The organism is Streptomyces endocoffeicus, from assembly GCF_016741935.1.
Taxonomy (GTDB): Bacteria; Actinomycetota; Actinomycetes; order Streptomycetales; family Streptomycetaceae; genus Streptomyces; species Streptomyces endocoffeicus.
In genome coordinates this window covers 72,220-81,492 of sequence record NZ_JAERRG010000035.1, presented here as the reverse complement: position 1 = coordinate 81,492, position 9,273 = coordinate 72,220, and the positions used below count along the sequence as shown (strand labels likewise).

At 63.3% G+C, this 9,273-nt stretch carries 6 protein-coding genes and 1 pseudogene; 5 read left to right on the top strand and 2 right to left on the bottom strand.

Annotated features, from left to right (window positions below; genetic code table 11):
* Nucleotides 1-738 precede the first annotated feature (738 nt).
* Nucleotides 739-999: a hypothetical protein gene (locus tag JK364_RS46510; RefSeq protein WP_201857487.1), complete on the bottom strand. Its 261-nt coding sequence runs from the start codon at nt 997-999 to the stop codon at nt 739-741.
* A 129-nt stretch (nt 1,000-1,128) separates the two neighbouring features.
* On the opposite strand from JK364_RS46510, the gene JK364_RS46505 reads away from it, so the two are divergent.
* The 4 genes and pseudogenes from JK364_RS46505 to JK364_RS46490 form a co-directional block, all read left to right on the top strand.
* A complete protein-coding gene (locus JK364_RS46505; protein WP_307841613.1) occupies nt 1,129-4,503 on the top strand; it encodes a beta-N-acetylglucosaminidase domain-containing protein in 3,375 nt (1,124 codons plus the stop codon).
* Nucleotides 4,491-4,748, top strand: a complete 258-nt coding sequence (locus JK364_RS58275; protein WP_372462079.1) for an FIMAH domain-containing protein — start codon at nt 4,491-4,493, stop codon at nt 4,746-4,748. Before JK364_RS46505 ends, JK364_RS58275 begins: the two co-directional genes overlap by 13 nt.
* A gap of 652 nt (nt 4,749-5,400) precedes the next feature.
* Nucleotides 5,401-7,050, top strand: coding sequence for an IS1182 family transposase (locus JK364_RS46495; RefSeq protein WP_269146400.1), 1,650 nt, complete (start codon nt 5,401-5,403; stop codon nt 7,048-7,050).
* 40 nt (nt 7,051-7,090) lie between these two features.
* Nucleotides 7,091-7,540 (top strand): annotated as a pseudogene (locus tag JK364_RS46490) (Tn3 family transposase); the annotation flags it as partial.
* Nucleotides 7,541-7,682: 142 nt separating this feature from the next.
* Here the strand turns inward: JK364_RS46490 and JK364_RS46485 are convergent.
* Complete coding sequence (locus JK364_RS46485) at nt 7,683-8,555, bottom strand: ketopantoate reductase family protein (RefSeq protein ID WP_201857483.1); 873 nt, start codon at nt 8,553-8,555, stop codon at nt 7,683-7,685.
* 70 nt (nt 8,556-8,625) lie between these two features.
* On the opposite strand from JK364_RS46485, the gene JK364_RS46480 reads away from it, so the two are divergent.
* Nucleotides 8,626-9,255 (top strand): TetR/AcrR family transcriptional regulator, encoded by a 630-nt coding sequence (locus tag JK364_RS46480; protein ID WP_201857482.1) that lies wholly within the window; start codon nt 8,626-8,628, stop codon nt 9,253-9,255.
* Nucleotides 9,256-9,273: the final 18 nt, after the last annotated feature.

The following is a 9,273-nucleotide window of genomic DNA, read 5'->3' as shown; positions in this document are numbered from 1 at the left end:
CGGGGCAAACGCTCCAGGCCCCCCACCCTGGCCGCGGGGCCCCCGCACCGCGACCGGCCGCAACACCTCAGCATCCGCCACAGTCCCCCCAACACTCCCCCACCACAACGGGACCACCCACGCCCCACAAAAAATGATCAAGAAGAGGGCCTACCCCATTGGAGCTTTCAGCTTGCTGGCCAGCCGATTCTCAACCACTGACCAACTCTTCTCACCTAGCTGTCCAGCCCCAACGCCCTCCCCCACCACCCCGAACACCCCACAAGACAACGCCGATCAGCCCACTCAACCGCATCCACCCACCTGGACACCGAAACGAGAACCACACCGGACAAGAACGCGAGAACTTCCACCCGGCGGCCGAGCCAATGTCCGCCTCGTTCCCCTTACCCCCTCTCACTGGACGCACGTCAAGACCAGCCAACGGCTCAGCATGCACGAGGACCAGACCGTGGCCGGCACCGCAGTTGTGCTCGAGGTACACCTTCCCGCCACCGCCTGTCCCACGAGATGACGCCGACCGCCCAGAACTCGTACTGGTGCAGACTTCTTCCGCACTTGGTGGAGCCCTCACAGGAGTACGCCGACACCGCTCGCCGCTGGAGGACGCCGGACTTCCCCTTCCGGCACTCACAGGCTCTCGACGCCGATCCCATCCTCGCCTATGGTCTACACCACTTCAGCAGGTACGGCTCCGATCGCCCCCGAAAGTAGGTCGAAGCACCCGTGAACGGACACTCAGCTCATGCGTACAGCTGGCTCGTGCCGACCATGGGGCAGGTCGACGAGCTCGGCGAGCAGAGCGCGCAGCTGGTGACCGACGTCGAACAGGCACGTGCGGATGCAGACCATCGCTTGGACGTTCACCAACCCTCCGGGGCCCATCGCCAGCCACCGCTTCACGTCCCGCAGCGCGGGCCTATCGGGCACGTTGCGGCGGGAGCACTTCGGTCCACGACCGGCGCCATCGTCTTTATTCATCGGCCTTGAAATCTTCATCGGCGAAACAGATTCGTCACAAACTTCCCCGAATGTGGGCTCGGACAGCGGGGCCTGAGAGAGGATTCAAGATTGCAAGCCAAGGGAAGACGTAGAATAAGTTCGGCAATACTGCTGGTCTTTTTTTTGATGCTGTCGATGCTCCCGGCAAAGATGACATCTGCCGAAGCGCGCGAAACGAACACTGGCTCCAATTCGACATCGGATAAGGGAGTCGAGTGCACATACTCCCTGTATCCAAGGGTGCACAGTTGTGTCACCGGAAAGCGAGCGATGAAACTTGCGAGAAAGCACACGATCAATCTGGTGCTTGAAGACGGCGTCGGCGAGAATACCGCAGCCAAGGCACAGAGGATTTTCGAAGAACGAGGCTTCACCGTCACGAAGACTCAGCAAAACGCGTCAAAGAGTGAATTCGACGTTCTGATCGGTGTCGACAACAGCAAGGGAGCCGATCACGAGTACCTGGACGGAAAATTCGACCCGTCGATTTCCGTAAAAAGAGATGACGGCTATGCGCTCAAGATCTCTGCAGCGGATAGAGTCATCGCCGTCATGGGCGCTGACAACAGCGGCGCGTTTTACGGTGTCACTACGCTCGATGAGATCTTGGAACAGGCGGACGGCGTTCTCAAGGACACACTGATCCAAGATTATGCGGACGTAAAGTTCCGCGGCTTCATCGAGGGCTTCTACGGCACACCATGGTCGCACGAGAACCGCAAGGACTTGATGTCGTTCGGCGGGGACTTCAAGATGAATTCCTATCTGTATGGACCCAAGGATGATCCCTATCACGCGTCGCGTTGGAGGGAACCCTATCCTCCCGAGAAGCTCGCCGAGCTGAAAGAGCTGGTCGACAAAGGGCTGGAAACCAACGTTGAATTCGTCTGGGGCGCCCATGTCGGTGGCAAGATCAATCTTGGCTCCGATGCCGACGTTCAGGCGCTCAAGGACAAGTTCGACCAGATGTACGGAATCGGCGTCAGGCAATTCGCGATCTTCTTCGACGACTCCGCAACGAACAACGACCAGCTCGTGAATTTCATCACGCGGATAGACAGTGAATACATCAAGCCTAAGGGTGATGTAAAGCCGATCATCTTCTGTCCGCAGTATTACCGTAAGGACAGTGGCAGTCAGGCAACGATCAACTACCTGAAGAGTATCAGCAGGTTCCCGAAGGACGTAGAAATCATGTGGACGGGCGATAACGTCGTTTCGCCGGTCAACCAGAGCGTCATCGACTGGGTCACCCAATATATCGACAGGCCAGTCTATATGTGGTGGAACTATCCGGTAAATGATCTGGGACGCGCAGGCTATGTCCATATGGGTCCGACCAAGGGGCTCTACCCGGGTGTGAAGAACGTCTCGGGCTTTGCCTCGAACCCGATGAATCAGGCGCAGGCGTCCAAGGTGTCGCTGTTCAGCGTCGCGGATTACACATGGAACACCGACGAATACGATGCGGAGCTGAGCTGGCAGGACTCGTTTGACCACGTCATCCGGGACGATGCCAAGGCGGCGCGCGCATTGCGCATCTTTTCCGCGAACGCGTCGAACGGCCTGAACCCGTTTAACGCAGGCGAATCCAGCTACCTGCTGCCCCGGATGAATACCTTCAAGCAGCGGTATGCGGCCGGCGAAGATATTTCCAAGTCTGGCGCGTCCCTGGCTCGATCATTCAAGGACATCAGCAGTGCCGTAGACACACTCAAGGAATACCAAGGCACGAACGGTATCTCGGGGGAGCTCACGCCTTGGTTGGACAAAATGAAGAAGATTGCACAGGCGAGCAGAAGCACTGTGCATGGAATCCAGAATTTGGGTGAAATATCTGCGAATGATCCGGCATCCATCCAGGCGGCCATGACTTTGATTTCTGAGCGCAGAGCAGAGCTTAAGGCAGCAGTGTCGTCCTCGGGAAAGGTCGTAGCTCAGAAGGAGATCGTCCCCTTCACCGAGGAGATTCTGTCCCTGCTGGAAATGCAGCTTATGAAGACGCTCTCCCTGCCACCCAAGATGCACGGTTTCGGCAGCACGACCCTTGACTACACGAGGATGCTGGACGGCGATACGGCGACGGCGGCCAACTCGGGCGCGGTGGTGTCGCGCGGCGCGTACTTCGGCGTGAATCTGGGCCGGAAGACGCACATCGACAACGTACTCATCGCGATGGACGGCACAAAGTACTATAAAAAGGGTGTGCTCGAAGCATCGATCGACAACAGCAACTGGACAAAGGTTGCGGAATTCGAAACGAGCACTGCCTCTGCGCAGGGACTCGACCTTGACGCACAGTTCTTGCGCTACCGGGCCACTGACGAGTTCACCGACGAGAACACCGGGTCGCCGAACCGCAGCCTGTCCGTCGAAGAGTTTCAGGTGAACGCGGAAGAACCCGCAGAGGTCTATACCAACGTATCCTCGCTGAAGAACCAGGCGCTGGCATTCGAAGGCGCCTCCGCAGTACTGCGGAACGTCGCTGAAACCACGCTGGAACCCGGGGACTATATTGGATTCCAGTTCAACAGGCTGAAGAACGCGCATTCTCTGAAAATTGACGATGGCCTCAAGTTTCTGACCGCCGAGTTTTCGGCAGACGGAAGAAACTGGAGCGCAATGTCATGGTCGGATCCACGCATCAATGCGGCCAAGTATATTCGCGTGAGGAATGCGTCTAAGGAGGCAAGGAACTTCGCACTCACGGAGCTTTCCGTAAGATTCGGCGGTTCAGTGTCCCCGTCGGCAACGGCTCATAATGCCAGTATCTACTCCGGGAATGTGAATAATATTGTGGACGGTGCCCCGTCCACGTACCTCTGGCTCAGGGGATCGGGCGGAAATCGGCATTTCATATTCGACCTGGGAAGTGAAATTCCGATTCATGACGTGCGCATCAGCTCCGACACGGACGTATTGTCCTCCGGTAAGATCGAACTGAGTTCGGACGGGATAAGCTGGCGTGACCCGGTCACCTTCGCCAACGCGGGGAGCGACAATGTTGTGGGCGTCGGCGGCAAGTCGGCCCGCTATGTGAAGCTGACCGACGGCGTACAGAGCAATTGGCTCAAGATCCATGAGATCAAGGTTAATTCGACCGTCAAGGAGGACACCCTTGTTCTCTCGGCCGATCTGAGCGGCTTGGAGAAGTTGCTCGACCTTGATCTCTTCAACTACGTCGACGTCGGCAACACGGCGGGAGAGCTGACCTACAACAACATCAATACCCCGGACGCAACCAATCTGATCCTGATGAAGAACGAGGGATCGGAAGTCAAGCTGAAGGTCAAGAAATCTGCGCAGGCCGGCGCAGCAGGGACCGGGGATCCGGAATGGATCGACGCCGGAACATTTACCGGCGCGTATCAGAACATCGATCTGCGCAAGTATGCGCCGGTCGCCGAGTTCAAACTGGAATGGGGAGCCGGCTCCGGCCTTCGGATAAATGAGCTTCATGTCGGGAAGAGCGACCAGCGCGCCACGACCTGGCTGCCCTGAGGGAACTCGTCGGACGTTACGATGAAGTTGGGGAATTCAGAAACCATGGTGCTGCCCGTGCCCTGGAGGGGATTCTGGCGGTAGTCGACGGTTTCGAAAAGCGAGGGGAACTCCAAAAAGCCGTCAAGGGAATGAAAAGCTTCAAGGGTCTGCTTGACCTCCAGAAGCGGCATGGGGTGGTCTCCGAAAAAGCGTATGTTGATCTCGCGTCCGGCGCCGACTCCTTGATTGAGAGGTGGCAATAATTCTGCGGCAGCACCGCGGTGCCCCAACGGCAATTCCCTGAAACCGTGAAGGGTTGATTCGCAGGGGCCGCGGCTGCATCAGCAGCCAGGCGTGATGTGTGCCCGGATCCTGGACTGAGGTCGGGTGAACGGCGAAGGGCGCGGCCGTCCATGATCAGGTTGATACCACTCAGCTTGGTTGTGAAGGCCGCGCCCGCATGTCATCCTGCCCACCTCGCGTCAGCTCGCCGACCAATTGGTCCTTTTTCCAGAGGAGTTGTGCAGGCCCCGACCGTCTGCCGGCGCTGCTGAACACGGTCCGCGCGGTGCTCGGCAAGTGCCGGCTCCCAGTCGGTGACCGGTGCGGACGGGCAAGGTCGCCGGACTCGCGCAGCTCGTCCTCCCTGGGCAACGTCTGCAGTGCGAGCACTCCGTGGCGTGGTCGCAGCAGGGCCAGGCGCTCACGGCTTCGGATGGCGACCCCGGGCAACGGCCACGTATCCGGTGCGGGCGAGCGCCTCGACAAGGAGGGAGTACGGCCGGTCCGCGCACGGGCCGTCGGGCCCTGAGGGACTCTGTTGTTCGATGTGATGGTTCGCCTGAAATGATCTTCGGGTGCGTTGGACACTGCTCGTTGTCGGGTCTGCTTTCCCCGGGCCGAGGGGTGGAGATCATGTCGATGCGTCCGTTACCTTCCCCAGCGGTGCCTGAGTCCACGGCCAGGGTCGCCCGTGCTGCGTTCCCGCGCGGGTGCCTGGCCATGCGGATCAGGGACGAGTTCGGGGCGGTGTTGGAAAGCGAGCGGTTCGTGGCGGCGTTCGCGCATCGGGGCGGTCCGTCCGTGTCGCCGGGGATGCTGGCGCTGGTCAGCGTGCTGCAGTATGCAGAGCGGCTGACCGACCGGCAGGCCGCTGATGCGGTGCGCGGCCGGATCGACTGGAAATACGCCCTCGGCCTCCAACTCGCTGACCCTGGTTTTGATTTCTCGGTGCCCAGCGAGTTCCGCGACCGGCTGATCGCCCACGGCCTGGAACAGCAGATCCTGGACGCCATCCTCGCGCAGTGCAACACCCGGGGCCTGCTGCGGGCCGGCGGCCGGGCCCGCACCGACTCCACCCACGTCATCGCCTGCATCCGTGACCTGAACCGGCTGGAGTTCGTCACCGAGACCATGCGCTGCGCCCTTGAGGCCCTGGCGGTGGCCGCCCCCGCCTGGCCGGCCGGCACCGACGCGGTCAACGCGGACTGGCTCGCGCGCTACCAGCAGCACGCCGACTCCTACCGGCTGCCCAAGGGCGAGGCCGAGCGCACCGCGTTCGCCGAGAACGTCGGGGGCGACGGCCACGAACTCCCCGACACTCCCGACGATCCCACGGCCCCCGCCCACCTCGCCGGCCTTGAGGCGGTCGTGCTCCTGCGCACCGTGTGGGCCCAGGAGTACCAGCGTGACGCCCGCGGAGTGCGCTGGCGCGGAAACAAGCAACGCCCGCCGGGAGCGGCACGGATCGTCCCCCCACACGATGGGGACGCGCGCTGCGGAGTGAAGAGGGGATCAGCCTGGGACGGCTACAAAACCCATCTCACCGAGAACTGCGACGACGACCTCCCCCACCTGATCACGCACGTGGTCACCACACCGGCCACGACGGACGACCACCAGCTCACCAATGCCGTCCACCAGGCCTTGACCGAGCGGGGCCTGAAGCCGGCCGAACACTACGTGGACGGCGGCTACACCAGCGCGAAGATCATCCTTGAGGCTCGTGCACTGGGCATCGAGGTCATCGGGCCGGTCAAGCAAGCCGGCGGCCGACCGGCCCTGCACACCAGCGGCTACGCCGCCACCGACTTCCGCATCGACTGGCACACCCGGCAGGTGACCTGCCCACAGGGCCGGATCAGCACCCGCTGGAGTGACACCACTATCGGCGGCGAACCACGCATCCACATCGACTTCTCCAGCGCCGGATGCACCACCTGCCCGGCCAAGAACATCTGCACCACGGCCGCCTACCGCGTCCTGACACTGCTCCCGCGCGAAGAGCACGAACTCCTCCAACAACGTCGGACGGAACAACAGACCGAAGAGTGGAAGAAGCGCTACCACACCAGGGCCGGGGTGGAGGGCAGCATCTCGCAGGCGGTACGACGCGCCGGTGCCCGGCGCACTCGCTACCGCGGCCTCGCCAAAACCTCTCTGGCCCAGGTCCTGACCGCGGCCGCACTCAACCTCTACCGCCTCGACACCTGGTGGACAGGAACCCCCCTGGGCACAACACGAGTCTCCCACTACGAACAACTCGTCCTCAGTCTCGCGGCCTGATCGACAAAACCCAGATCACATCGACCAACAGAGTCCTGAAGGGCGCCCCACTCCGCTCGGCGACGCGATCGCGCACTACGGGCGGGTCGCCAAGACCCTGCACATCTTGCGTCTGGCCGACGAGCCCGGCTACCGCAGGCAGATCAAGGTGCAGGCCAACCTCCAGGAAGGCCGCCACGCCCTCGCCAGGAAGATCTTCCACGGCCGCTCGGGACAGCTCTACCAGCGCTACCAGGACGGCATGGAGGACCAGATCGGCGCCCTCGGCCTGGTCCTCAACGCCCTGGTCCTCTTCAACACGCGGTACATGGACGCCGCCGTCACGCAGCTGCGAGAGGACGGGTTCGACGTCCGCGACGAGGACATGGCCCGCCTCTCCCCGTTCGTCCGCCATCACATCAACATGCTCGGCCGGTATTCCTTCCAACTCCCCGAGCTGCCCGGGGCTCTACGCCCGCTGCGAGATCCGGACGCCGCCGACGACGAGTAACGCTGGTCGGGCCGGTCAGCGGGCGAGGGCCCCGGGAGAGACGCGGGTGTAGCGGGCGGGGCCGGCGACCGAGGAGTGCCCGGAATAGAGCCAGAGCAGCACTCACGTGTGATCCGGCCGAGGAGGCGCAGCCGCCTGCCACCTACCGGACTTTCGTATAGGCGCGGATCTGTTCGGCCAGCCGCGCGAGTTCGGCCGCTGTCGCGGGCGAGGCGTCGCTGAGTCCGCTGTGTACGGCCGTCGGGCTTCGCAGGAAGCGCCGCAGCGTGGCCACGAGCAGACCTTCCGGCAGGATCCGCAACGCAGCGAACCCGCGAGGGACCGGCGGCGTCGGCATGGCGGCCAGGCTCCGCCGCATGAGGCGGAGCATGCCCCGGACCGCGTCCGGATCGTCGGCCAGCGCTAGCGGGCCGCCCGCCGTGTGCACCGCCTGCCCGAGTGGCACCGCGAACGCCGCGTGCGTCTTGAGCCAGGCATCCATCTTCGGCTCGGTCTTGGCGTTGATCCCGGTGGCGCGGAACGTCCGCACGATCCGTTCAAGTCGCGGGGTGGTCCGGCCGTCGGGTTCGCCGATCGGCATCGCAACCCGGCGGGTCATGAAGTTGGTCGCACGGTAGCGGACCACGTCGCCGTCCATCGTGCCGCCGGCCATGCCGAAGCCGAGCAGCACCCGCTCGTGGCCGATCACCGCGCCCAGCGGCTCCGGGCCGGCCGCCCAGTTGTGCAGGAACAGCACGTCGCCTTCGAGACCAGCGAGTGACTCCAGCACCGCGTCCACCTGATGGGTGCGGACGAAGACCGCGATCAGGTCGTACCCGTCGGCCGGGTGCTCGACCACCGGCACCGGCACCCGCCTGACGGCCGGACTGTCTCCCCCGGCGAGCTGCACTCCGTGCCGGCGCAGGGCGGCCAGGCGCTCGCCCCGGGCAAGGAGCGCAACGTCGTGCCCGGCCTCATACAGGCGGGCGGCAAACAGGCTGCCGAGAACCCCGGCGCCGTACACGAGCAGTTTCATGGCAACTCTTTTCGCACGTTCGCTTCAGTCATACGTTCGTTTAAATCATACGTCTGTAGTGTACGCAGGCATGGCGCCACCTGACACTCGCACCCAGATCCTCGACGCGGCCGAACACCTCTTCGCCGAGCGCGGTTACCGCGGCACCTCGGTCCGCGCGATCACCGACCTCGCCGGAGCGAACCTGGCCGCCGTCGGGTACCACTTCGGCTCGAAGGCGGAACTCCTGGCCGCGGTCGCCCGCCGCGTGATCGAGCCCATCAACGCCGCGCAGTGCGCAGGGCTCGACCGACTGCTCGCCAGGACCCCGGACCCTGCGGTCACCGAACTGGTGGAGGCATTCGCGGGGCCGCTGTTCGACGAGATGCCGGCCGGTGACGAGGGCAGTGCCCGGACATCCCGGCTGATCGTGACGATCCTCAGCGACCCGGCCGAGGAGGTGCGCAGCTGGACCGGTCCGGCCGAGGACACGGTCCGTGAGCGCTACCTGGCGGCCTTCGGGCGCGCACTGCCCGGCCTTTCCCCGGAGGAACTGCGGTTCCGGATGCGGGGGATCCTCGCCGTGACGGCCGTGGACCGCGTCGAGGTCTACCAGCAGCGCTCCCCGGCCTGCCTGTCCCCGGTAGCGGGCGAGGCAGCCCGGCACTGGGCGATCACGTTCCTGACAGCAGCGATGAGCGCACCACCGACGGGGACCTGACAACTCGGGACGGCCGAG